This window comes from Acinetobacter sp. YH12096, from assembly GCF_013419215.1.
In the GTDB taxonomy this organism is placed as follows: Bacteria; Pseudomonadota; Gammaproteobacteria; order Pseudomonadales; family Moraxellaceae; genus Acinetobacter; species Acinetobacter amyesii.
This window is the reverse complement of record NZ_VPAM01000027.1, coordinates 1-21,636: the sequence shown is the minus strand read 5'-3', so window position 1 is coordinate 21,636 and position 21,636 is coordinate 1. Positions and strand designations below refer to the sequence as shown.

Below are 21,636 nucleotides of genomic sequence, written 5' to 3'. Positions count from 1 at the left end.
GGTGATCAACTCCTGATGGAATTGATCACAGTTGTGATCTTAAAGAACAGCAATCGGATATGAACCCAATACACGAATTTCTTTAACCAATGGACGAATTTCTTCAATCGCCGCTTTCACGTTTTCTTGCTCAACATGACCTTCCAAGTCCACAAAGAATACATAAGCCCATTTTTCTGGTAATGCAGGACGTGTTTCGATACTTGTTAAGCTAATATTATGCTTGGCAAACGGTGCAAGAATTTCAAGTAATGCCCCTGCACGGTCATGCGCAGAAATCAACAATGAAGTTTTATCATTGCCCGATTGCGGTACTTTCTCACGACCAATCACCAAGAAACGAGTAGTATTTTCAGGATTGTCTTCAATATTGCTATGCAAAATTTCAAGGTTGTAAATGTTCGCAGCGACTTCAGAAGCAATTGCTGCTGAGTGCCATTCATTGCGAATACGGCGTGCAGCTTCTGCATTTGAACTGAGTGCAACACGTTCTACACCTGGATAATGAGCATCTAACCAACCACGGCATTGCGCCAAAGTTTGTTGATGAGCATAAATTTGTTTAATGCTGTCTTTACGTGTGTTTTCAGACACTAAGAATTGGTGATGAATACGCAGCTCCACTTCACCAATAACATTCAGATGTGAAGATTTGAAGCAATCTAGGGTATGGTTCACTACACCTTCAGATGAGTTCTCTACAGGCACAAGACCATAGTGCGCACTGCCTGCTTCTACTTCGCGGAATACTTCATCAATCGTTGGAAGAGGGCGAACAACAGCGTCTTGACCGAAATGTTTTAAAACAGCCGAATGCGTATAAGTTCCGACTGGACCTAAAAACGCAATACTTTGCGGCGCTTCCAGGGCTAAACAAGCCGACATGATCTCACGGAATAAACGTGCCATTGTCACATCAGACAATGGGCCTTCGTTACGATCCATAACTTTACGTAAAACTTGCGCTTCACGTTCAGGACGATAAAACAATGGATTCTCTTCTGCAGCAAATTTTGCTTTTGCCACAGCTTCTGCTAGTTTCGCACGACGATTGATAAGTTGTTGAATCTGCATATCAACAGAGTCGATATCTTCACGAATTTGAGCTAAGTCCAGAGAAGTCGGAGTGTTTTGATCATCGTTGATCATTGTTATGTCGCCCTTCAAAAAAATTTTGCAAACAGTATAACAATAGTTAGCTTTCAAATGTTGCGCAATACGACTTTGATGGTTTCAGCCTTAAAAACATACAGTTGATTAAAGCTTCATCAGCTTAACTTAAGAGCCAAAACAGCCAAACTGATAGGTAAAGCCATAATTAAGGAAAATCTTACCTTTTGACGGCTTTATTGATCATTCATCTTGAGCAGCACAATAAATAGACCTTCTCTTTTCCTCCAAATTTGCCTCAGATCCATCTCCTTGTATAAGCCCATCAATCAATTTGTTTCATTGGTCATTTCAGTTTTAAATTTTGCTCTCAATACTTGAAGCAAAATAAAAATTTCAAAACTTGGTTTTCATGGCATAGAAATAATTTGAAACTTAAAGATGATCTATATAAACACTTGGTCATTGATCGTTTTTTCAGTGACTTAATAGGCACTTTCATCTAGTGTTTACAGTCATTGACGCATTTATTACAAAAGACACAGGTAATTTTTTTCATTGCTTTGTAGTCTAAATATCAGAAAAAAAATAACAGACCCATAGGTACAAGTATGCACAAGAAAATTGCAGTGTTAGTGACCTACGATTTTGAAGATATTGAGTACCTTGAGCCTGTGGAGGCTTTTCGAGCCGCTCGGCACAGCATTATCAATATCGAAGATCAGGTTGGAAAAATTGTTTACGGCATGAAACGCCGTTCCCAGATCACCATTGACCAAAGTATCGACGATGCCTCTGTGCACGATTTTGATGCCTTGTTTATCCCCGGCGGTTATTCACCCGAGAAACTCGCTTTAGATGACCGTTTTATCTATTTTGTTCGTAATTTTGCAGATAGCCAAAAGCCGATTTTGAGCAGTTGCCATGGTCCACAGTTGTTATTAGAAGCTGGTGTCATACAAGGTCGTCATTTCGCCCAATCTGAAACGCTGAAATCCGCTTTATTAAACGCAGGTGTGGTGGTGTCGGATCAATCGGTCGTGAATGATAATAACTTGTATATATCGTCTCGCAGTACTTTAGATACGCCTGAATTTATTGAAGTCTGTCTACAAGTTTTGGGGCAACCTTCATTGTCATAGGTCTATTCACTCAAACTCAACCGCATAATCTAATTCACATAAGCAAATCTATAGAAATACATCGTCTCTATAGAAATACATTGTCAAAAAAAATAGCGAAGTATTCACTTCGCTATTTTAATTTCAGCCTGATAAATTGTTTATCGACCTAAAATACTTCGTGCTACGATTTCTTTCATAATTTCATTGGTGCCACCGTAGATTTGCTGAATACGTGCATCGACAAAGAAACGTGAAATTGGATATTCGGTCATATAACCATAGCCACCAAATAATTGGAGTAAATTATGGGCCACTTTCATTTGCATATCGGTAGAGAAACTCTTTAACGCTGCTGCAGTTTCAACATCAAGCTTGCCTTGCATATAAAGCTCAACATTTTGATTATAAAACGCCGCTGTAGCCAATTCGTCGATCTTAGCCTGCGCCAATACAAAACGAGTATTTTGGAACTGTCCAATCGCCTGCCCGAACGCTTGACGCTCTTTGACATACTGCGTTGCCACATCAATGGAACCACGAATCGCACCAATTGCAGTCGAAGCGATCGCAGTACGTTCACGCGGTAACTCTTGCATCAAGTAAGCAAAGCCTTGTCCAGCTTGACCCAAAAGTTGCTCTTTCGGTACTTTGACATTGTCATAAAACAACTCTGACGTATCTTGCGCATGCAGACCAATTTTATCCAGGTTAGTACCTTTCTTAAATCCATCCAAATGTGTATCGACTAAAAGTAATGACACGCCTTTGGCACGTGCTTGTGGGTCAGTTTTCGCCGCTAATACCACAAGATCTGCATGTTGACCATTTGAGATAAAGGTTTTCGAACCGTTGAGAAGGTAATGATCACCCTGCAAAATTGCACTACTGCGCATAGACTGTAAGTCCGAACCTGCACCCGGCTCTGTCATACCAATGGCACCGACCACTTCACCCGTGACCATTTTCGGTAACCAATGTTGTTTTTGTTCTTCTGAACCAATGTGCAAAATATATGGTGCTGCAATTTCAGAATGGCATGAAATACCTGTCGATAATGCACTAAAACCTGCGCGCGCAGATTCTTCAACTAGCATCAGTGAATAATGCGTTGGGACGCCATAGCCGCCATATTCTTCAGGCACATCGACACATAAAAAGCCATTTTCACCCAAGGCATTCCATACTGAACGCGGCATAATACCTTCACGTTCCCATTGCTCATAATGTGGTGCGACATGCTCTGCCATAAAACGGCGAAAGTTATCTCGAAATAATTCTAAGTCTGCATCATAAGCCAGCATGTGTTTCTTCCTTGGTTGAGTTTGTTGTTTTGTTGAACTCCATCCTATTGCAGTTTAGAACAGCCGTCATGCCTAAAAACTAAAGCGTTCAAATTTGGCTTTGGCCTTGCATAAAAAAAGGAAGCCGAAGCTTCCTTTTTAAACACATCTTTTACATCACAGCATCTGCCTTAAGCATGATGTGCATTACCTTCTTCTTGCATCTGACGGTCAATTTCTTCAGGATTTGCTAAAGCAAAATCCAGTTTTTCTTTGTCTAATTGACCCACCCATTTTGCAACCACAATCGTTGCCAATGAGTTACCGACAAGGTTCGTTAATGCACGTGCTTCTGACATGAAACGGTCAATACCAAGAATCAATGCCAAACCAGCAACAGGAATATGCCCCACAGCAGAAAGTGTTGCAGCCATAACAATAAAGCCTGAACCCGTCACACCCGCAGCACCCTTAGATGAAATCAGTAGAACCAATAACAAAGTGATCTGATGCGAAATATCAAGCGGCGTATTGGTCGCTTGTGCAATAAAGATCGCCGCCATAGTCAGGTAAATAGACGTACCATCTAGGTTAAATGAATAGCCTGTTGGAATAACCAGACCCACTACAGATTTTTCTGCACCTGCAAGTTCGAGTTTTTTCAACATACGTGGCAGTACAGATTCTGAAGATGACGTACCTAGTACGATCAAGAGTTCTTCGCGAATCATACGAATCATTTTGAGGATACTGAAACCGCAAATACGTGCAATTGAGCCAAGTACAAGGAAAATAAACAGTAAACAGGTAATATAGAAGCAGATGATCAACTGACCCAATTGCGCCAAACTACCGATACCATATTTACCAATGGTATAAGCCATCGCACCGAAGGCACCAATTGGCGCAAGCTTCATGATCATGTTTACAATGTTAAAGAATACATGTGCAATTTGATCAATAAACTTCAATACAGGCTTACCTGCATCACCAAGTTTATGCAATGCAAAACCAAATAATAAGGCAAATAATAGAACTTGAAGAATCTCACCCTCAGCAAACGCACCAACAACGGTGTTTGGGATGATATTCATAAAGAAATCTTGGGTAGATTGTGCTGCACCAGATTCAACATATTTAGAAATACCTGAAGTATCTAAAGATGCTGGATCTACGTTCATGCCTACACCTGGTTTTGCAATATTAATTACTGCAAGACCAATGATGAGTGCGATGGTCGAAACAATTTCGAAGTATAGTAAAGCGACACCACCTGTTTTACCTACAGATTTCATGCTTTCCATACCTGCAATACCACTCACCACGGTACAGAAGATCACAGGTGCAATAATCATTTTAATCAGCTTGATGAAACCTTGTCCTAGTGGATAGAACAATTCACCCCAGCCTTTTACGTATTGCTCGGTACCATTGATAATTTGTGTGCCACTTGGTGAGAAATGCCCCACCAATACACCCGCAATAATGGCAACGATCACTTGAAAATATAGTGACTTATAAATTGGTTTTTTAGCCATGACATTACTTCACGATATATTTCTGCTTCAAAGAAATATTCAGTTTTTGTCTATTTTCAAAAAATAAACAGCCCAAAACCCCTTTGTCTTCGACAAAAGAGCACCAAAGGTATTTGACTTAGCCAAATACAGAAAAACGAAATATGTATGGTGATTAAATAATCACATCAGGACCTGATATAAAATCAGCGCATTGATCAGGAGATGAAACACATACTAAAGTAGGTTAAATTTTACCTGTTTTTTAAAGGCTTGTTCTGCCACAAATGTTAATTTCGGTTAAATAATAGACCGAGTTTATTAGACGATAGTCTAAAGACATCCTTTTTTAAACCTGTTATCAGGCTGAAAAATACCAACTATAGAAGTAAACTATCCTTAAGTCCTAATTTTAAGCCCAGTATTTGCATGAACAATAAACGAAATATTTACAAAGATTTTGAACATCCTTTTGCGCAATTTGTCCGTATCGTGGGTAAAGGTAAAAATGGCGCACGTTCTCTCACTTATGATGAAGCCTACCAAGCGTTCAGCATGATCTTAAAAGATGAGGTTTTAGACGTTCAATTGGGCGCTTTCTTGATGTTATTGCGTGTAAAAGAAGAATCTGTCGATGAACTGACAGGCTTTGTCCAAGCCACACGTGATCAGCTCAAGTTTAAAAAGCTTGATGTCGATTTAGATTGGTCATCTTATGCAGGTAAACGCAAACATTATCCTTGGTTTTTATTGGCCGCATTAACGCTGGCAAAACACGGCTACAATGTCGTGATGCATGGTGCTTCAGGTCATACCATTAACCGCCTTTATACAGAACAAGTATTAGAGTATTTGGGTTTTCCTATTTGCCAAAATGATACAGATGTGGAACAGCAGCTCAATCAGCGTCATTTTGCTTATATTCCGCTCGACGTCATTTCGCCAATACTCAGTGATCTAATTTCACTGCGCAATGTGATGGGTTTGCGTTCCCCAATTCACACCCTTGCCCGCCTAATAAATCCGTTTAATGCCAAAGCCACCATGCAAGCGATTTTCCACCCAGCCTATCGTGGATCACATCAACGTGCGGCATTCCAATTGGGTTATCAAAATAGTGCTGTCATTAAGGGTGAAGGTGGTGAATTCGAACGTAACCCCGATGCAAAAACCTTAATTTGTGGCATCAAGGATGGTGAAATGTATGAACATGAATTGCCTAAACTGACGGACAACCGCAGTCCCGTCGAAGAAGAACTCGATTTGGCCGTCTTTAAAGCCGTTTGGGACGGTCACCAGACACATCAATATGGTGACATCGCGGTCACCGAAACCATGGGAATCGCACTGTATACCATGGGTGCCGTCGCAAGTTTTGATGAAGCGATGCAAACTGCCAAAACCATGTGGGCAAATCGTCACGCTTAAATAAGCAGATATGAAGCAACAAATTTAGGCATGCATCAGCCAATAAAAAAGCCAGCATTAAGCTGGCTTTTTCAATCAGAAAGAAAACGGATTAAACGAAACGAATCGGCTTGAACTCAGGTTCTTCCACATGCGAGTCGCAATGCTCATCTTCTTCTTTGGTCCCACGGTCGATATAACCACTACGCTCATCTTCTGGCAAATGTTTAATTTCCCATGCATACACCGCTTGCATACAAATTTGACGTTGTTCTTGAGTCAGCGCTACGCCATTTGGCCATTTACCAATTTCAATTGCCGTTTTTAATCGACCAACAATTTCAGGATCGAGTACGGCAAGCATCTGTTCAATATTCATAATTAATCCTGCTTTAATGAGTCAAAATCTTGGTTCCAGCCTAGCTTGGTACGACATGCCATATAGAAGTCATAACCAGGTGGATGTAATAAGTTGAGCTTAAACGGATGTTTGCGGATATGTAAACTATCGCCTACACCCAATGATACACTGTGTTGACCATCGGCACTGACCATTGGTAGAACACGATTTTCACGAATCAAAATTTTAATTTCGCTTTGTCCGCCGACGACAATCGGCCGTGACGACAAAGTATGTGGATGCATTGGCACTAAGGCAATCGCATCCATACTTGGGTGGACAATCGGACCACCACCAGATAATGCATAAGCTGTAGAGCCGGTTGGTGTCGAAACAATTAAACCGTCACTGTGTTGGCGGTATACATATTGCCCATCAATATTCAGTTCAAAGTCGATCATGTGTACCGATTTACCCGAGTGCAGCACAATATCATTTAAAGCTACAGCATCATAAATCGACTCGCCTTTCGAGCGAATTTCCATTTCCAGCAAGAAACGTCGATCCAACTGAAACTCGCCTTTGAGCACTTGATCTAACTTAAAAATCACTTCAGTCGGTTTGATATCAGTCAGGAAGCCTAAACGACCGCGGTTCACACCAATCACAGGGGTATTATATTTCACCAAAGCACGTGCAGCATGAAGTAATGAACCATCACCTCCGACAACGATCACCAAATCGACGACTTCACCCAATAAGTTACGGCTGACCGTCTGAGTATTATTGTAGGGAACCAGCTGCGCTGTTTGCGTATCAAATACAGGATGTAATCCCAAACTTAAAATATGATCGTGGATCAAACATAGGGTTTCGATCACTGATGATTTGTCTGGACGACCAATCAACCCAATGTTTCGAAATGATTTATGTGAAATTTGCACCTGCGCTTTTGCTCCGCTTCGCCTCATTGGTATCATATCACTAACAGAAATGATTTAAAAAAACTTTAAAGTTTCGACTTTAGTGAAGTAGCTTCCAATATTTTGCATACATATAACAGTTTAAATATTGCAAAATACTGAAAAGCTTCGCATGATTAGCAAAATTTCTCAGGGTCTTATCACTATTTATGAAGTCTGAACGTGGCATAGGCATAATTGCACTGATTTTTTCGCTGTTGATTATCGGCGGATTTCTCGTGTTCAGCATTTATCTTATTCGTCTAGATAATATTGTACGGGATAAATTCGAAGGTCAACGTTGGGACATTCCAGCCAAGGTATTTGCTCGTCCTTTAGAAATTTATACTAATGCGCCTGTGAGCCAAGCAGACCTCAACCAAGAACTGAAACTTTTGGGTTATAACGCTCAAGATAGCTATGCGAAAACAGGGAGTTACGTTACTTCTGGCAATGTAACCTATATCCATACGCGTGGTTTTGACTTTGGTGATAGTGTCGACCCTGAACAAGTCCTTAAAGTGACTTTTGGTGAAGATCAAATCACTGAAGTGAGTGCAACCAAGCCTTCAAGCAGTGGTATTGCCCGCTTAGAGCCGATGTTAATTGGTGGTATTTATCCTCAGCACAATGAAGACCGTGTGCTGATTAAACTTGATAAAGTGCCTAAGCCTTTAATCCAAGCTTTAATTGCTACCGAAGACCGTAATTTCTATCAGCATCATGGTATTTCGATTCGTGGTACAGCACGTGCCATTGTGAGTAATGTCACAGGTGGTAAACGTCAAGGTGGTTCGACCCTCACTCAGCAATTGGTGAAAAATTTTTATTTATCGCCTGAGAGAACCATTAAGCGTAAGGCCAACGAAGCCTTAATGGCGATGCTGATTGAACTTCACTATGACAAAGATGAAATTCTTGAAGCTTATTTAAACGAAGTGAACTTAGGGCAAAACGGTAACTATTCCATCAATGGTTATGGTTTAGCTTCACAATTCTATTTTGGTTTACCGCTGCGTGAACTAAATATTGCTCAGCAGGCGTATTTAGTCGGTTTGGTTCAAGGTCCGACCCTATATAATCCGTGGAAAAACCCTGAAGGTGCGATTAAACGCCGTAATATTGTGTTAAACAATATGGTAGTGATGGGCTATTTAACTCAGGAACAATATGAAACTGAGTCAGCGCGTCCATTAAATGTCATTACTAAACCAACATTGGGCCCTTCTCGCTTCCCTGACTATATGGATATCGTGCGTCGTCAATTGCGTACCGAATACCAAGAAAGCGATTTGACCAATCAAGGTCTGCGTATTTTCACCGCGATGGACCCGATTGCTCAAACTCGTGTACAAACTGCATTTAAAGAATCTGTGGCACGTTTAAGTAATGCCAATCCAGCACGCTTGAAAGAATTACAAGGCGCGGTACTGGTGTCTCATCCTGAAAATGGTGAATTGGTTTCAGCAGTCGGTTCAACGCAGGACTTTACTGGCTTTAACCGTACAATGGATGCTAAACGTCAAGTCGGTTCATTGCTAAAACCTGTGATTTACCTCAGTGCGATAGAATCAAACCGTTATAACTGGGCGAGTCAAATCGAAGACAGTCCGATCAGCATTCAAAGTGATGGCAAAGCTTGGACACCAAAAAACTATAGTGGTGGCGCACATGGTGTCGTACCAATGGTCGATGCCCTATCAAACTCGTATAACCTCTCTGCGGTACGCTTAGGTCAAGAGTTCGGCATGTCCACGTTTATTAACCATCTGAAAAAGTTTGGTGTGACTTCAAATATTCCAAACTACCCTTCGATTTACCTCGGCGCTATCGATATGTCACCGATGGAAGTGATGAGTGTGTATGGCAACTTTGCAACCGGTGGCTTCAAATATCCAGTGAAAGCTATTCGTTCAGTGGTCGATGCCAATGGTCGTTTATTAGATCGTTATAGCTTAACGGTACAACCGACTATTGCACCTGATGCAGCCTTTATCTTGAACTACGGTTTACAACAAGTGATGAGTTCAGGGACAGGCCGTTCTGCTTATGCATCATTACCGGCTTCACTTAAACTTGCAGGTAAATCAGGGACAACCAATGATACGCGTGACTCATGGTTTGCAGGTTATTCAGGTAATTACTTAAGTGTGGTTTGGTTAGGTTTAGACAACAACAAAGTTACAGGCTTAACTGGTTCGTCAGGAGCACTTCCTGTTTGGACCAATGTCATGAAGCAGTTACGTCAAAAACCAGTTAATTTACGTCAACCAGACAGCGTACAGTGGCATTGGTTAGACCGTTATTCAGGTAATTTATCTGCGCAGCATTGTACAGGTGCGATGTATATTCCTCTGTCGCGTAACTCTATTCCAAATCAGGCTACGGCATGTGGTTCGACACAATATGAAGTAGAACCTTACACAGTTGATACTGAAGAGACGCAGCCAACTCAGGAACAAAATGATAGTTTAGGTGACTACATTCGTGAAAGTGATGTCGATAATGATCAGGGTTCATCTGATCAACCTCGCATCATCTCAAGTGGAGAGTATACAAATTAAATTGCAAAACATTAAAGTTTTAAAAACGTTCAGTATTCTGAGCGTTTTGACGATCATTTTGGCTGGTTGCCAAACCATAGTCGAACCTGAGCAAAAGCCGCCTGCTCCACCTGAAAAAAAGGCAGATATCCATGACTCTTCTGGGGTCATTATTACGCCATATGACCATCCAGAAATTAAACGTCAACGCATCGTTATTCCTGAGCAGAAAACCCAAATTCAAAAGTTTGATGATGGTCGTGACTTACCTGCATTCAAAAAATTGATGCAAACTACGCAAACCGCTTATGCCAATGGAAAATGGAATGAAGCTGAAAGTGCTGCAACTCAAGCACAGCGTTTGGCACCACAATCTGCGGAAACTTTTTTATATTTGGCAATGATCGCCAATCGAAAAAATCAACCTGCGAATGCAGAATCGTTGGCACTGCGTGGATTAAGCTATGCTCAAACCAAGCCGATGAAACAACAGCTTTGGAATGTTGTTTTAAAAGCCGGTCAAATGCAAAAGAAAAGCAGCACCATTCAAAAAGCACAACAAGCAATTAAAGCTCTTTAAGCACCCCGTAAAAAAGCTTGATCTTAATTGAGATCAGGCTTTTTTATTTAAAACATACTAAAAGTAAGTTTATTTCCAATAATTACTTTTAGTCTAAAATATCGACTTTCAAATACAAATTTAATTCAATGCACGTATTTTTAACTGATGTTACGCACCTAAAAGTAATTTCGCATATTAAAAATGAATTTTAAGTCTATTCAACGGTGTCTTACATCTAGGGTTTGAATAAAGGGATTAGCCTTCGGCAGGAGGTACACTTATGAAACAATGTTTCTCATTAGGCAAAATGAGAAGCGTGCTTCGCAATGAAACCATCTTGCGGTGCAATGCACCTCACCGACAAAACTCGTTCACTAGCGTCAAATTAATCAAAGTATCGCAAAACCATTTTTGATTAGAAGGAGTCTTGTCTCAAAAACTTGCGGATGACCTTACCGTGTATCATTCTTTTATCTGAAGCAAACTGTGCGTCTGATGTTACTGCGTAACATCAGTTTTTAATTTAAAAATTGCGAATACCAGCCACCCCATAAGCATGATGCTGCTGTGAAATAGACAATAATTCAGGACGCATGCCACCTAAAGCAAAAACAGGGATTTCTATGCCTCGTGCAATCTCAGAAAAATGCGCCCACCCCATACCTTGCGCCTCTGGATGACTTTGTGTCGCCAGAACTGGGCTCATAAAAATAGCATTACAGCCAATTTTTTGCGCATGCAGCGCAGAAACTTGATCATGACAAGCTGCGATATAGCGCTTCCCAAGCTGTAAATCACCTTTATTTTTTTTCAGCAATTGGTGCTGCTTAAGATGTAAAGCCGAAATATGTGCTTGCACCTCTGTAGAGAGTAATGACCATAGATCTTCATTAATTATCAGTTGTTTTAAAATCACGGTAGGTAATTGATTTAATGCCTCTGCATTTTCTGCGCTGGCATCGACTCGCCAATAATACAACAGCGTCTCTTTAAGCGTTTCAAGTGTTGGTAAATCGGCGGTGATTTTGATCTGTTGCTGCCAATATAAACGCTGCAAAATAGCTTGATTGGCCTTTGGAAAATTCAAACTCATGAGTTGTTGACGCGAATACCAGGCCCATGGCTTTTGGATTTCATTCAGCAACGCATGCGGGACGGTGGCATGAAATAAATGTAATTTCACAATAACATCATCGTATTCATGTTGAATAAAATCAAAAGCATGCCAGTCATGTAAACCAATTCCAACTTCTTCAAAAATTTCACGACGACACGCTTGTTCAGGACTTTCACCCTGCTCTACTTTACCGCCCGGAAACTCATGTTTATTGCCCTGATGTTGTTTTGCTTCACGCCAACCCACCAGTACTTTGTCTTGATGCAATAAAATCGCAATAGCGACATCGATTTGCGGTTTCGACATAGTTCCCTGCTCTCTTCTCTATTCCAATTGATATCCAAGTGTAAGCAAATTTATCTTTTTTATAAAATCCTAAAATTACCGTTGACAGGCCTATTCGATAATGATTATCATTTAAACCATTCAGAAATACACCACGGAGTCGACGGAATGAACGCACCATTTAGCCTTTTTACTCGTAGCAATGAAGCACACCACTCACTGCCTATGCTACATTCAAACAACCTTTTTGCCTTAGGACGTGAAATTCGCATTATCCATGCAGGTGAAGAATATCGACTACGTTTAACACGAAATAATCGCCTTATTTTGACCAAATAATTTCTGATAAAAATAATAATTATCAGCGCAATAAAAATAATCGTGGACACAAGCAGTAAGCCATCCGCTTACTGCTTTTTAAGTTTTGTACTTAGTTAAATTAAGCTTTATAGCTACTCAAACTTAATTTAAATCGCAACACTCATCTTCCTCTCACAACACTCTTTCGCTCAAATTCAATAGAGCAAATCGTGTTTTTAGCGGATTGGAAAAGTGAGTTGTACCTTTAAGCCGCCCAGTTCAGAGGCATCCACACTGAATTGACCTTGATGTAACTGTACAATTTTTTGTGCAATTGAAATGCCTAAACCTGAACCTTGTGTCTTTGTTCCTAATACGCGGTAAAACCGTTCGCCAATGCGTTGCAATTCTGCGGCTGTCAGTCCTGCACCTTGATTTTCAATCGTCCAAGCCGCCTGCTGTGCTGTTACCGTTAAATCAATCTTGACCTGTCCTTGCTCAGGACTATAGCGGATGGCGTTATCGACTAAGTTTCGCAGACAGCTAAACATCAATTCGGCATTCATAGCAAACCGTACAGTGTGACTCTGTAGCTTCAATTCGATCTGCTTTTCTTCAATAAACGGCTGTAAAGCATCAATGACTTGTAAACTCAGCTGTTCTAAGTCGTCCTGTTTTTTATCTAATTGCTCCGATTGCGTCGGGTCGAGCCGCGCCAAAATCAGTAGATTTTCTAAAACTCTTGTCCCTCGATTAACATCGTGCTGTATGCTCAATAAATCCTGCTGAATGTCAGGATATTTCCGTTTTAATACCTGAAGTCGCATTTGAATCGCAGACAATGGTGAGCGTAATTCATGTGAGGCATCTGAGGTAAAACGCTGTTCCGCCTCTAAGGCTTGATCTAATCGGCTTAATAAAAAATTCAGCTGTGTTTGGATCGGCTCTAGTTCTTGTAATACAGGTTCAGGTAAGACAATGGCTTGTAAGTCATCTACATTTTTTTCAGCGATTTGTTTTGAAAATAGCTGTAAAACTTTCAATTGACGTTTAATCAAAATATGCAGTAATAGCCATTGGATCAACCAAACTATCAACAGAATCCCTGCATAGCCTAATACACTCTGCAGCGTTTCTCTGAGCCGTGTTTTCATCGGTTGAATGATTTGTACGGTTAATCCATCGTCCTGAAGTGCATAGCTACGCCAAAGCGCGCCGTCTCTCCATTGATAATGCAACCCTTGTTTTAAATTGAGCTGATGTTCAAATGCTGTGTGTTGTTCCGACGTGGTTAAGACTTGCGACCCTTGCATGAGTTGATATTGCATATCAAACTCTTCACTCAGCTCATCTATTTGTTCGTCTTGCTTCAGCGTGAGATCAGTAGCAGTGAGCATGTCAGCCACTTCGTCCATCAGGGCATCATGTACACTCATGATGTGATAAAGACCAAATCCCAACATCAGACACAGGGAGATTGCTCCCGCCCAAATTGCACTGAGCAGTGAGGTTTTAATCAGTTGCGACTGTAAGGAAATGCTTTTTTTATCACTCATAGACTTAACTTTGTTGTGGAAGATTCATGCGATAACCCAAACCTCTTAAGGTTTTGATGTAATCACTGCCAATCTTCTTACGCAATTGGTAAATAAAAACTTCGATCGCATTACTTTCAACTTCATCCCCCCAAGCATAGAGTGATTCTTCGAGTTGGCTACGCGTCATAATATGCTCAGGATTTAACATCATCTTATGCAAGATTTGATATTCACGCGATGTCAGCGTAATCAATTCCGCATTTTTACGCAGCGTTTTGGCTTGTACATCTAAACTTAAATCCCCGAAAGTCAGAGAATTATCACGCTGTTGATGATGCAAGCGTAATTGGGCACGTACCCTTGCTGACAACTCTTCCAAGCTAAAGGGTTTTACCAAATAATCATGAGCACCCAGATCTAAACCTTCAACACGATCTGCAATACTGTCCCGAGCAGTAATGAATAAAACTGGTGTAAGCGGATGCAACTGTACGATACGTTTTAAAATTTCATCACCAGTTACTTTTGGTAAGCCACGATCTAAAAGTATGCAATCATATTGATGTTGTTCTAAAGCCAAAATAGCGTGATCGCCGCGATCAACCCAATCGACACTGTAGCCATCCATTTCAAGCCATGTTTTTATACTGTCTGCTTGGGAAGCATCATCTTCTGCCAATAAAATTCGCATCTTACCTACCCTATTTCTATGGTTCCGACTTCAGTGTATCGAACTTTTGCTCATATCTACTCATATCATAAAAAAACCACAGCAAGCCGTGGTTTTTTTATGGAGCAGCACTGAAATGAATAACAGGCTAAATTAAAATTTTACTTGATCGACATCCACTTCAACACGTTTTGTTGGTTTGTAATCAATGTCGATTCCTCCAATGAGCATTACCGGTGTTTTAGCTGAAATCGCTTTGCCTTGCCAAAGTTCATCATCAATATCCACTGTAATGCTGCCTGTGCTATCGCGGAACTGATATTTTTCATCGCCCATCGATTTCACAACATAACCTTTCAATTGAACTTTACTATCATCTTTTAAGCCTAAGGCATGTTTCACAGATGTGGTTTTCATCGGTGCAACTGCTGTTTGATTAACGGCTGTATTCGCGACTGCAACCGATGCCACACCTGCAAATGCTAAACCACATACCAATTGAGTGAATGTTTTCATCTTCGGTCTCTCTTACTGTGTCTATTTCGATAGCGCTATTTAAACAAAGCAAGATGAGTCGAATCTTAAGCTGCAAAGACGTTTTTATTTACTTTGATTGAACCATTAGTTGAGCGGTACGACACGCAGTACTTCTTCTAAAGTCGTCACCCCTGCAAGTACTTTACGTGCACCTGCAATTCGTAATGGCTCAACATGTTCTTTACGTGCCTGTGTACGTAATTGGGTTAAATCTGCATTGGCACCAATCAATTGTTTGGTTTCAATACTGAGTGGCATAAATTCATAAATCCCCACACGGCCTTTATAACCCGTTTGACGACATTCATCACAGCCCACCGCCTCGTAGACAAAATCAGGCATTTGTATCGCATATTCAAAGGTCAAATGTTTCCACTCTTGTTCATTGATAAAAGTCTCACGCTTACAATGTGGACAGAGTTGACGAACCAAACGTTGTGCCAAAACCCCTAAAATGGTCGCTGCCGTTAAAAAAGGCTGAATCCCCAGATCATGTAATCGCGTCAAACTCGATGCTGCATCATTGGTATGTAAAGTTGAAAGCACCAAATGACCTGTTAATGCAGCTTGGATTGCCATATTTGCCGTATCATGATCTCGGATCTCCCCGACCATGATAATGTCAGGGTCTTGACGCATTAAAGCCCGTACACCATCAGCAAAGCCCAGATCAATCCCTGTATTCACCTGCATTTGGTTAAAGCTTGGCTCTAACATCTCAATCGGGTCTTCAATCGTACAGACATTCACTTCTTCAGTTGCCAATTGTTTGAGCGATGAATAAAGCGTGGTGGTTTTACCCGAACCCGTCGGACCAGTCACTAAAATAATACCGTGACTATGACTGGTTAAGGCCTTCCAATCATCTAACAGACGCCCTTCAAAACCGAGCTGTTGGAAACTACGTACCAAGACTTCAGGGTCAAAAATACGCATAACCAACTTTTCACCAAAGGCCGTTGGCAACGTCGATAAACGCAGCTCTGTTTCTTGGCCTTTGGGTGTACGGGTTTTTAAACGTCCATCTTGCGGCTTACGTTTTTCAGCTACATTCATCCGACCTAAGATCTTAATTCGTGAAACCACGGCTGTCAGGGTATTTGCAGGCATGTTGTAGATGGTATGTAATACCCCATCGATACGAAAACGCACCTTTCCTGTATCTTTACGCGGCTCGAGGTGAATATCACTTGCACCTTGTTCGAAGGCAAACTGTAAGACCCAATCCACAAGCTTCACAATATGCTGATCATTGGCATCTGGATTTTGTGTATCACCTAATTGTAATAGTGCTTCAACGCCTTTATTTTCACGGTCATAACTCGATGATTTTTGCGAATTACTGACTGCGCGACTCACTTGGTAATATTCAACCAAGTAGCGCTGTAGTTGATCTGGACTGAGTAATACACGTTGAATCTTGCGTGGTAATACCGTTCTTTCTAAGTTGGCAATCCATTCATTTTTATAAGGTTGATCCGTTGCAATCAGTACATGCTCATTTTGCAATTCCACCGCTAAAATGCGATTTCGTACTGCAAATTCCTGAGACATAATGGCTGTCAAAGCAGGCACATCAGCTTTTAGAGGATCGATAATATAAAACGGTACTCCAGACTTTTCTGCCAACCATTGGCAAAGTCTATTCAATGTTAAGGTAGACTGCGGATGACTCTGATCGACTAAATTAAAATTGGCAATCCATTGTAGAGGATGCCATTTCAACTGCTCACGCTGACGGTGCGTGGTTTGTATCAGTATTTTGTCCCGTTCAGTAATACGTCCATCTTTTTGTAATTGGTCTAAACACCAAGAAGTGTCAATTTCAAAATTAAAAGTCATTGTTCTATGTTCCCCAAACATAAAACTACTATAGCAAAAAATTCTAAAGGCACGCTTGTGTCATTTGTGTTTTGCACATAGGTTTTCTGAAAGCATACTATTTTTTTATTAATGAAATCATTCATAAATTTAAGCTATAATAGAGTTGCCTATAAGGGCTTTATAATTACGATATAAGAAGATTTATGATGAAAATAAAAATATTAGCAATTTGTACCATGACTATTCTTAGCTTAACTGCCTGCGGCGGTGGCGGTGGAAACTCAACCTCTAATAATGACTCCAGCGAAAATCCACCAGTACCAAATGCTGCTTTCCAACAGTGGTCAACTTTTGAACTCGACAGTGAAAGTGATGTGCTGTCATACGAAAGTGATACTGCAACTATCGATAATGGTAAACTATATACTTCAGAAAGTAGCGATTCATTTATGGTCACAGCGAATGGCTTGTATGATGAAGGATCTCTACACAGTTCGTATGGCTATCTGAATGGCAATATATCCATTGCAAATAATGTGTGGACGCTAAGTCCTCATTCCTCTATTAATTCATCAGGTCTAAAAATTACGACAACAATGAAGTCCTTCAATCTTGAAGGTGAAATCCTAGCATCTCAAGTTGATGCCTATAATTATTGGATCATAAAAAATAATATTACTGATTCAAGCAACTATATTTCTAACGATGCTCTCAAATACTTAACAGCTATTTCAAATATTAAGTTTCCCGCTGGTTCTCGCTGTTTACAATTAAATAAAGTATCAAATAGTGAACAGTATTTAGATTTAACAGATTCCTCAGATAGTGATAGTCAAAGTTTTTTAGCTGACTGGTGGGCTGATCTTAGTACAGATATTACTGCGAAAAAATACATCATGAAAGATACTGTAGCCTATACCGTAGCTGATGATGAGAGTGAATATGGTGTAGCTCAATATAAAAATCGTTTTTATGACGCTTACCTATCTCCTAAAGGAGTGGAATACAATATGCAGGATTTAATTAAGGTTATTGATAATTGGATAAATACTTCAACTAATCCTACTCAAAAAACTCAATTTTTAGAGTTTAAACAATTAGCTGAGAACTCTTGCAGCATGTATAACGATGTTGCTCTTAACGCGATCAAACAAAGTTTTGCGGCAAATAAATAATTTACACATTTAATAAAAAAGGAGCTAAAAGCTCCTTTTTTTATTGAGATATATCAATAATCAGAATTTGTAGATCACAGACCTGAAATTTTACATTCAATCCACCAAATAACATGCCATACACACGTTCATCATCATGCTGATAAGCAGGACGTGGATCTAAACTCAATACTTGTTCCAGTTCTGCTGTTAATTGTTCGGTTAAATTGCCATTATTCAAAAATACCTGTTTTTGTTGCTCAGCGTGCTCTGACCAAATTACAGATTTTCTTTCTGGCTCATCCTGCGCATAACCACTTTGCGCATCCATCACTGCATCAGAATATTGAATATATGGTTTGATATCTAAAATTGGTGTTCCATCTAACAAATCACTGCCGACAACATAGACACGTACCGATTTTCCGACTTTTTTCACCGCTTTGAGCTGCACAACCGACAAGCCCATAGGTGACGGTCGGTACATACTTCGTGTCGCAAATACCCCGATTTTTTGATTACCACCTAAACGCGGAGGACGAACTTGCGGACGAAATTTTGTCGAATCTGCATTTTTATTTTCATGAAACTGCCAAATCAGCCAAAGATGACTAAAATCATCAATCCCTTCGAAAGCCAATAAATCGTTATAAGGTTCTAGCATTTCAATATAAGATTCAACTTGCACCAAATTCGGCTGACGTGGAATACCAAATTTTTCTCGGTAGGGAGATTTCATATACCCGATAATTGGCATTTTAAGCTCAGACATAATCACTTTTTCTGATAAGTTCAATTAAATATATTCAGTTTATCGAGAATGATTTTAGATTAGAATAGTAAGCTGTTCTAATTTGATAATTTTATTGAGACCTTTAATGGCTGCTTTTAACGTCGAAAAGATTACTCACGTCCACCATTGGAATGACACTTTATTCTCTTTTAAAACCACTCGCGATACTGCGTTACGTTTTAAAAACGGTCAATTTGTGATGATCGGCCTTGAAGTAAATGGTAAGCCTTTAATGCGCGCTTATTCTATTGCAAGCGCAAACTATGAAGAAGAATTAGAGTTTTTCTCTATTAAAGTTCCAGATGGTCCTTTAACGTCTATTTTACAAAAAGTAAAAGTTGGCGATGAAATTTTAGTATCTAAAAAACCTACAGGTACGTTGGTTCTAGATGACTTAAACCCTGGTAAAAACTTATACCTACTTTCTTCAGGTACAGGTCTTGCACCGTTCCTTTCTGTAATTCGTGACCCTGAAACTTACGAACGTTTTGAAAAAATCATCGTTGTACATGGTACACGTTTCATTTCGGAATTGGCTTATCAAGATTTAATCTTAGATGAAATTCCTAACCACGAATTCTTTGGTGAATTAGGCGCGAAAGAAAAATTGGTTTACTACCCTACGGTAACTCGTGAAGAATTCCATACTCAGGGCCGTGTAACTACTGCCATTGAATCTGGTCAACTTTTCGAAAAAATTGGTCTTCCACGTTTCAACCCTGAAACTGACCGCGCAATGCTTTGCGGTTCACCTGCATTCCTAGACGACGTTGCTGCCCTGCTTGACCAGCACGGCCTGAAAGAATCTCCTAAGATGGGCGTTCTAGGCGACTACGTGATCGAACGTGCATTCGTTGAAAAATAATTAGCTGTAAATTAAAAAGCGCATGTCATCATGCGCTTTTTTTTTATCTATATGCCACTAATGACTGATACAGCTATTTTTCTTCTTTTACCTTCAATTCATCAATAATTTTTGCTCTCCACTCTAAACCTTTCTCAGTAGCATCAGGTAATTCATTCGATAAATTAATTTCCACACTGTCATCTGGATATATATGTACAGCTAAATATTTTTTATCTTTTAAATTTTCATTCGTCAATGTGGGGACATTGGTTGCAATATGCTTTTTAGAGCTATTACCTTCTCCCCATTTAATATATTGAGCTCCTGTTATCACTGCTGATCTTTTCGTTCCACTACCTAGCCCTCCACCTAGCTCCTCTCCATTTAATTCAACAATATAAGGAATATAACTTGCATCATAACCATAAGATGTTGTCGTCAACACATAAGTTTTTGTTGAATGAGTATTACACCCTATTAAACTCATTGCTGAAAGCATAATAAACATTAAATTCGTTTTTAAAACTTTCATCATTATCCTTTAAAAAATATTGGGTTTTAATTTATTTAATTAAAAATAATAATCAAAGAAAATTAAAAATATTATCCATTAGAAACGAACAACCAAAAGGAAAATTTATCCTATTTATCACCAGCAAACTGCCAATATACATTCGCATCCATTCCAAAATGCCCCGTATGGCATCTACTTATTCAATCAGATACCAAATCGTTAGACCCCAAGGGTTGTCTTTAATCTCAGGCATATCTTCTCCTTGATTAAAATGACGTTTTTCCATGTTATTCGCAGGACTATACCATTCACCTGTTTTAGGGCAAATTTGTCCTGTTTCGCTTCTTAGCGTTTTTGCACATGGGTTACTTATATCATTTTCGGAAGGTACAAATTCTCGGGCAAATTTAACCAAATCTTTTGGATAAATCATATGTGTTATTTCGCTATCATCTAAATCTAGCAAATAAACGTAAGCAGCAGCTTCTATAGCTCAATAGCCAAAATAACCTCCATTTTCCATTTTATGTAAGTCATACCATGGAGCACTTTCAAATGCGGGATACCATAATTTCAAATATTCCTGTATATCCTGAATACTCTCTTTTTTAGTATCTCTATATTTACTAAAAATTAATGGGCGATATGGATTATCAAAAAACCATTGATCCACATCATATCTATCCATCAACTCAAATGATAAAAAGTCCTCATACAGCGTATCTAATTGTTCTGTTTGCTCATGGTAAATTTTGTCTTGCATCGCTGCAATACGTGGTAATAAGTCTCTTCTATGTAATAGATAACACAATCCTATCAACTGCAGACATCTTTCGTACTCATCTATAGCGGTAAAATAAAATGGCGCCCAATCATTATCTTTTTCTGCAGCTCTTAATGCGATTGTATATTTTTCATAAGCAATTATTACATCTTCAAAAATTAATCTTAAATCTAAAATCTCATATCCTGACGTCAATAATAGCGAAAATAAATTATATGAGTACTCAGCATGAGTGCTCATTGCTAACTTCTTTTTTTCTTCAAGTATATCGCCACTTCCCCCTACATTATTAAACCAATAATCAATAGATTTCTTTCATAAGTCATTTTTCACTCAGCTCCAAGTTATAAATTCCAGCAATTAGATTGAATCTCAATGCTAGTCTTTTGCCTCGATTGCGATATCGCTCAGCAAGAATTTTGAAGGTT

Annotated in this window: 21 protein-coding genes and 1 pseudogene; 7 read left to right on the top strand and 15 right to left on the bottom strand. The window is 39.6% G+C overall.

The window, feature by feature from the left end:
* Positions 1-39: 39 nt before the first annotated feature.
* Positions 40-1,149, bottom strand: coding sequence for a prephenate dehydratase (pheA, locus tag FTU36_RS11955; RefSeq protein WP_078194414.1), 1,110 nt, complete (start codon positions 1,147-1,149; stop codon positions 40-42).
* A 572-nt stretch (positions 1,150-1,721) separates the two neighbouring features.
* Between pheA and FTU36_RS11950 the strand changes: the two genes are divergently transcribed.
* A complete protein-coding gene (locus FTU36_RS11950) occupies positions 1,722-2,252 on the top strand; it encodes a DJ-1/PfpI family protein (protein ID WP_180041486.1) in 531 nt (176 codons plus the stop codon).
* A 140-nt stretch (positions 2,253-2,392) separates the two neighbouring features.
* Here FTU36_RS11950 and FTU36_RS11945 read toward each other — a convergent pair whose 3' ends face one another.
* Entirely contained in the window at positions 2,393-3,535 is a 1,143-nt protein-coding gene (locus FTU36_RS11945) for an acyl-CoA dehydrogenase family protein (protein WP_078189096.1), read from the bottom strand.
* A 170-nt stretch (positions 3,536-3,705) separates the two neighbouring features.
* Positions 3,706-5,052, bottom strand: coding sequence for a dicarboxylate/amino acid:cation symporter (locus FTU36_RS11940; RefSeq protein ID WP_180009487.1), 1,347 nt, complete (start codon positions 5,050-5,052; stop codon positions 3,706-3,708).
* A gap of 408 nt (positions 5,053-5,460) precedes the next feature.
* On the opposite strand from FTU36_RS11940, the gene FTU36_RS11935 reads away from it, so the two are divergent.
* Complete coding sequence (locus tag FTU36_RS11935) at positions 5,461-6,459, top strand: glycosyl transferase family protein (protein WP_180118049.1); 999 nt, start codon at positions 5,461-5,463, stop codon at positions 6,457-6,459.
* Positions 6,460-6,550: 91 nt separating this feature from the next.
* Here FTU36_RS11935 and FTU36_RS11930 read toward each other — a convergent pair whose 3' ends face one another.
* A complete protein-coding gene (locus FTU36_RS11930) occupies positions 6,551-6,817 on the bottom strand; it encodes a YeaC family protein (protein WP_078189099.1) in 267 nt (88 codons plus the stop codon).
* Positions 6,818-6,819: 2 nt separating this feature from the next.
* Complete coding sequence (locus tag FTU36_RS11925; protein ID WP_078189100.1) at positions 6,820-7,758, bottom strand: NAD(+) kinase; 939 nt, start codon at positions 7,756-7,758, stop codon at positions 6,820-6,822.
* 152 nt (positions 7,759-7,910) lie between these two features.
* Between FTU36_RS11925 and mrcB the strand changes: the two genes are divergently transcribed.
* Complete coding sequence (gene mrcB, locus FTU36_RS11920) at positions 7,911-10,304, top strand: penicillin-binding protein 1B (RefSeq protein WP_180041488.1); 2,394 nt, start codon at positions 7,911-7,913, stop codon at positions 10,302-10,304.
* Entirely contained in the window at positions 10,246-10,863 is a 618-nt protein-coding gene (locus FTU36_RS11915) for a tetratricopeptide repeat protein (protein WP_257220948.1), read from the top strand. The genes mrcB and FTU36_RS11915 overlap by 59 nt, the downstream gene beginning before the upstream one ends.
* 505 nt (positions 10,864-11,368) lie before the next feature.
* Here the strand turns inward: FTU36_RS11915 and FTU36_RS11910 are convergent.
* Entirely contained in the window at positions 11,369-12,268 is a 900-nt protein-coding gene (locus FTU36_RS11910) for an NUDIX domain-containing protein (RefSeq protein ID WP_180118047.1), read from the bottom strand.
* Positions 12,269-12,415: 147 nt separating this feature from the next.
* Between FTU36_RS11910 and hemP the strand changes: the two genes are divergently transcribed.
* Positions 12,416-12,586: a hemin uptake protein HemP gene (gene hemP, locus FTU36_RS11905; RefSeq protein ID WP_180118045.1), complete on the top strand. Its 171-nt coding sequence runs from the start codon at positions 12,416-12,418 to the stop codon at positions 12,584-12,586.
* A gap of 197 nt (positions 12,587-12,783) precedes the next feature.
* On the opposite strand, the gene FTU36_RS11900 is transcribed toward hemP, so the two are convergent.
* From FTU36_RS11900 to FTU36_RS11885, 4 genes are all read right to left on the bottom strand, one after another.
* On the bottom strand, positions 12,784-14,103 hold the full coding sequence (locus FTU36_RS11900) for a HAMP domain-containing sensor histidine kinase (protein ID WP_180118043.1): 1,320 nt from the start codon (positions 14,101-14,103) through the stop codon (positions 12,784-12,786).
* Positions 14,104-14,107: 4 nt separating this feature from the next.
* Positions 14,108-14,776 (bottom strand): response regulator transcription factor, encoded by a 669-nt coding sequence (locus FTU36_RS11895; protein WP_180009491.1) that lies wholly within the window; start codon positions 14,774-14,776, stop codon positions 14,108-14,110.
* Positions 14,777-14,908: 132 nt separating this feature from the next.
* The gene (locus tag FTU36_RS11890; RefSeq protein ID WP_180118041.1) at positions 14,909-15,271 is read right to left on the bottom strand and encodes a NirD/YgiW/YdeI family stress tolerance protein; all 363 of its coding nucleotides are present in this window, start codon (positions 15,269-15,271) and stop codon (positions 14,909-14,911) included.
* Positions 15,272-15,376: 105 nt separating this feature from the next.
* Positions 15,377-17,134, bottom strand: coding sequence for a GspE/PulE family protein (locus FTU36_RS11885; RefSeq protein ID WP_180118039.1), 1,758 nt, complete (start codon positions 17,132-17,134; stop codon positions 15,377-15,379).
* A gap of 185 nt (positions 17,135-17,319) precedes the next feature.
* On the opposite strand from FTU36_RS11885, the gene FTU36_RS11880 reads away from it, so the two are divergent.
* On the top strand, positions 17,320-18,291 hold the full coding sequence (locus FTU36_RS11880) for a hypothetical protein (protein ID WP_180113963.1): 972 nt from the start codon (positions 17,320-17,322) through the stop codon (positions 18,289-18,291).
* A gap of 40 nt (positions 18,292-18,331) precedes the next feature.
* On the opposite strand, the gene tsaA is transcribed toward FTU36_RS11880, so the two are convergent.
* Positions 18,332-19,042, bottom strand: a complete 711-nt coding sequence (gene tsaA / locus FTU36_RS11875) for a tRNA (N6-threonylcarbamoyladenosine(37)-N6)-methyltransferase TrmO (RefSeq protein WP_180118037.1) — start codon at positions 19,040-19,042, stop codon at positions 18,332-18,334.
* Between the two features lie 106 nt (positions 19,043-19,148).
* Between tsaA and FTU36_RS11870 the strand changes: the two genes are divergently transcribed.
* A complete protein-coding gene (locus FTU36_RS11870; RefSeq protein ID WP_078189109.1) occupies positions 19,149-19,928 on the top strand; it encodes a ferredoxin--NADP reductase in 780 nt (259 codons plus the stop codon).
* 73 nt (positions 19,929-20,001) lie between these two features.
* Here FTU36_RS11870 and FTU36_RS11865 read toward each other — a convergent pair whose 3' ends face one another.
* The 4 genes and pseudogenes from FTU36_RS11865 to FTU36_RS11850 form a co-directional block, all read right to left on the bottom strand.
* On the bottom strand, positions 20,002-20,442 hold the full coding sequence (locus FTU36_RS11865; protein WP_180027310.1) for a hypothetical protein: 441 nt from the start codon (positions 20,440-20,442) through the stop codon (positions 20,002-20,004).
* A 178-nt stretch (positions 20,443-20,620) separates the two neighbouring features.
* Positions 20,621-20,890, bottom strand: coding sequence for a hypothetical protein (locus FTU36_RS11860; protein WP_180118035.1), 270 nt, complete (start codon positions 20,888-20,890; stop codon positions 20,621-20,623).
* A 27-nt stretch (positions 20,891-20,917) separates the two neighbouring features.
* The gene (locus tag FTU36_RS11855; RefSeq protein WP_180118033.1) at positions 20,918-21,448 is read right to left on the bottom strand and encodes a PoNe immunity protein domain-containing protein; all 531 of its coding nucleotides are present in this window, start codon (positions 21,446-21,448) and stop codon (positions 20,918-20,920) included.
* Positions 21,449-21,530: 82 nt separating this feature from the next.
* Positions 21,531-21,636: pseudogene (locus FTU36_RS11850) on the bottom strand (IS5/IS1182 family transposase); the annotation flags it as partial.

Coding starts and splice junctions, on each gene's coding strand:
- mrcB (WP_180041488.1), top strand. CDS start 7,911: ATGAAGTCTGAACGTGGCATAGGCATAATTGCACTGATTTTTTCGCTG.
- FTU36_RS11870 (WP_078189109.1), top strand. CDS start 19,149: ATGGCTGCTTTTAACGTCGAAAAGATTACTCACGTCCACCATTGGAAT.
- pheA (WP_078194414.1), bottom strand. CDS start 1,149: ATGATCAACGATGATCAAAACACTCCGACTTCTCTGGACTTAGCTCAA.
- FTU36_RS11935 (WP_180118049.1), top strand. CDS start 5,461: ATGAACAATAAACGAAATATTTACAAAGATTTTGAACATCCTTTTGCG.
- FTU36_RS11855 (WP_180118033.1), bottom strand. CDS start 21,448: ATGAGCACTCATGCTGAGTACTCATATAATTTATTTTCGCTATTATTG.
- FTU36_RS11925 (WP_078189100.1), bottom strand. CDS start 7,758: ATGATACCAATGAGGCGAAGCGGAGCAAAAGCGCAGGTGCAAATTTCA.
- FTU36_RS11895 (WP_180009491.1), bottom strand. CDS start 14,776: ATGCGAATTTTATTGGCAGAAGATGATGCTTCCCAAGCAGACAGTATA.
- FTU36_RS11950 (WP_180041486.1), top strand. CDS start 1,722: ATGCACAAGAAAATTGCAGTGTTAGTGACCTACGATTTTGAAGATATT.
- FTU36_RS11885 (WP_180118039.1), bottom strand. CDS start 17,134: ATGACTTTTAATTTTGAAATTGACACTTCTTGGTGTTTAGACCAATTA.
- FTU36_RS11940 (WP_180009487.1), bottom strand. CDS start 5,052: ATGGCTAAAAAACCAATTTATAAGTCACTATATTTTCAAGTGATCGTT.
- FTU36_RS11930 (WP_078189099.1), bottom strand. CDS start 6,817: ATGAATATTGAACAGATGCTTGCCGTACTCGATCCTGAAATTGTTGGT.
- FTU36_RS11865 (WP_180027310.1), bottom strand. CDS start 20,442: ATGAAAGTTTTAAAAACGAATTTAATGTTTATTATGCTTTCAGCAATG.
- FTU36_RS11900 (WP_180118043.1), bottom strand. CDS start 14,103: ATGAGTGATAAAAAAAGCATTTCCTTACAGTCGCAACTGATTAAAACC.
- FTU36_RS11945 (WP_078189096.1), bottom strand. CDS start 3,535: ATGCTGGCTTATGATGCAGACTTAGAATTATTTCGAGATAACTTTCGC.
- FTU36_RS11880 (WP_180113963.1), top strand. CDS start 17,320: ATGATGAAAATAAAAATATTAGCAATTTGTACCATGACTATTCTTAGC.
- tsaA (WP_180118037.1), bottom strand. CDS start 19,042: ATGTCTGAGCTTAAAATGCCAATTATCGGGTATATGAAATCTCCCTAC.
- FTU36_RS11910 (WP_180118047.1), bottom strand. CDS start 12,268: ATGTCGAAACCGCAAATCGATGTCGCTATTGCGATTTTATTGCATCAA.
- FTU36_RS11890 (WP_180118041.1), bottom strand. CDS start 15,271: ATGAAAACATTCACTCAATTGGTATGTGGTTTAGCATTTGCAGGTGTG.
- hemP (WP_180118045.1), top strand. CDS start 12,416: ATGAACGCACCATTTAGCCTTTTTACTCGTAGCAATGAAGCACACCAC.
- FTU36_RS11915 (WP_257220948.1), top strand. CDS start 10,246: ATGATCAGGGTTCATCTGATCAACCTCGCATCATCTCAAGTGGAGAGT.